The 2499-nt window shown below is 49.5% G+C and carries 2 rRNA genes; both read left to right on the forward strand.

The annotated features are described in order from the left end of the window. Positions 1-2327, forward strand: a 23S ribosomal RNA gene (locus O3601_RS09300); the annotation flags it as partial. 76 nt (positions 2328-2403) lie between these two features. Next, positions 2404-2499 (forward strand): 5S ribosomal RNA (rrf, locus tag O3601_RS09305); the annotation flags it as partial.

Raw genomic sequence — 2499 nt, forward strand, 5'->3', positions numbered from 1 at the left:
TTAATGGGTGAGAGCGTGCCTTTTGTAGAATGAACCGGCGAGTTACGTTATGATGCGAGGTTAAGTTGAAGAGACGGAGCCGTAGGGAAACCGAGTCTGAATAGGGCGGATTAGTATCATGACGTAGACCCGAAACCATGTGACCTACCCATGAGCAGGTTGAAGGTGCGGTAAGACGCACTGGAGGACCGAACCAGGGCACGTTGAAAAGTGCTTGGATGACTTGTGGGTAGCGGAGAAATTCCAAACGAACTTGGAGATAGCTGGTTCTCTCCGAAATAGCTTTAGGGCTAGCGTCGACATTAAGATTCTTGGAGGTAGAGCACTGTTTGGGTGAGGGGTCCATCCCGGATTACCAATCTCAGATAAACTCCGAATGCCAATGAATTATGGTCGGCAGTCAGACTGCGAGTGCTAAGATCCGTAGTCGAAAGGGAAACAGCCCAGACCACCAGCTAAGGTCCCAAAATAATTGTTAAGTGGAAAAGGATGTGGGGTTGCACAGACAACTAGGATGTTAGCTTAGAAGCAGCTATTCATTCAAAGAGTGCGTAATAGCTCACTAGTCGAGTGACCCTGCGCCGAAAATGTACCGGGGCTAAAACAATTTACCGAAGCTGTGGATACCTTTATAGGTATGGTAGGAGAGCGTTCTATGTGTGAAGAAGGTGTACCGTGAGGAGTGCTGGAACGCATAGAAGTGAGAATGCCGGTATGAGTAGCGAAAGACAGGTGAGAATCCTGTCCACCGTAAGACTAAGGTTTCCAGGGGAAGGCTCGTCCGCCCTGGGTTAGTCGGGACCTAAGGAGAGACCGAAAGGTGTATCCGATGGACAACAGGTTGATATTCCTGTACTAGAGTATGTAGTGATGGAGGGACGCAGTAGGCTAACTAAAGCAGACGATTGGAAGAGTCTGTCTAAGCAGTGAGGTGTGATATGAGTCAAATGCTTATATCTATAACATTGAGCTGTGATGGGGAGCGAAGTTTAGTAGCGAAGTTAGTGACGTCACACTGCCAAGAAAAGCTTCTAGCGTTTAAACATACTCTACCCGTACCGCAAACCGACACAGGTAGTCGAGGCGAGTAGCCTCAGGTGAGCGAGAGAACTCTCGTTAAGGAACTCGGCAAAATGACCCCGTAACTTCGGGAGAAGGGGTGCTGACTTTAAGTCAGCCGCAGTGAATAGGCCCAAGCAACTGTTTATCAAAAACACAGCTCTCTGCTAAATCGTAAGATGATGTATAGGGGGTGACGCCTGCCCGGTGCTGGAAGGTTAAGAGGAGTGCTTAGCGTAAGCGAAGGTATGAATTGAAGCCCCAGTAAACGGCGGCCGTAACTATAACGGTCCTAAGGTAGCGAAATTCCTTGTCGGGTAAGTTCCGACCCGCACGAAAGGCGTAATGATTTGGGCACTGTCTCAACGAGAGACTCGGTGAAATTTTAGTACCTGTGAAGATGCAGGTTACCCGCGACAGGACGGAAAGACCCCATGGAGCTTTACTGCAGTTTGATATTGAGTGTCTGTACCACATGTACAGGATAGGTAGGAGTCTAAGAGATCGGGACGCCAGTTTCGAAGGAGACGTTGTTGGGATACTACCCTTGTGTTATGGCCACTCTAACCCGGATAGGTGATCCCTATCGGAGACAGTGTCTGACGGGCAGTTTGACTGGGGCGGTCGCCTCCTAAAAGGTAACGGAGGCGCCCAAAGGTTCCCTCAGAATGGTTGGAAATCATTCGCAGAGTGTAAAGGTATAAGGGAGCTTGACTGCGAGAGCTACAACTCGAGCAGGGACGAAAGTCGGGCTTAGTGATCCGGTGGTTCCGTATGGAAGGGCCATCGCTCAACGGATAAAAGCTACCCTGGGGATAACAGGCTTATCTCCCCCAAGAGTTCACATCGACGGGGAGGTTTGGCACCTCGATGTCGGCTCGTCGCATCCTGGGGCTGTAGTCGGTCCCAAGGGTTGGGCTGTTCGCCCATTAAAGCGGCACGCGAGCTGGGTTCAGAACGTCGTGAGACAGTTCGGTCCCTATCCGTCGCGGGCGTAGGAAATTTGAGAGGATCTGCTCCTAGTACGAGAGGACCAGAGTGGACTTACCGCTGGTGTACCAGTTGTCTTGCCAAAGGCATCGCTGGGTAGCTATGTAGGGAAGGGATAAACGCTGAAAGCATCTAAGTGTGAAACCCACCTCAAGATGAGATTTCCCATGATTTTATATCAGTAAGAGCCCTGAGAGATGATCAGGTAGATAGGTTAGAAGTGGAAGTGTGGCGACACATGTAGCGGACTAATACTAATAGCTCGAGGACTTATCCAAAGTAACTGAGAATATGAAAGCGAAAGGTTTTCTTGATTTGAATAGATATTCAATTTTGAGTAGGTATTACTCAGAGTTAAGTGACGATAGCCTAGGAGATACACCTGTACCCATGCCGAACACAGAAGTTAAGCCCTAGAACGCCGGAAGTAGTTGGGGGTTGCCCCCTGTG

It is taken from the genome of Streptococcus sp. 20925_1_69, from assembly GCF_041432365.1.
GTDB lineage: Bacteria > Bacillota > Bacilli > Lactobacillales > Streptococcaceae > Streptococcus.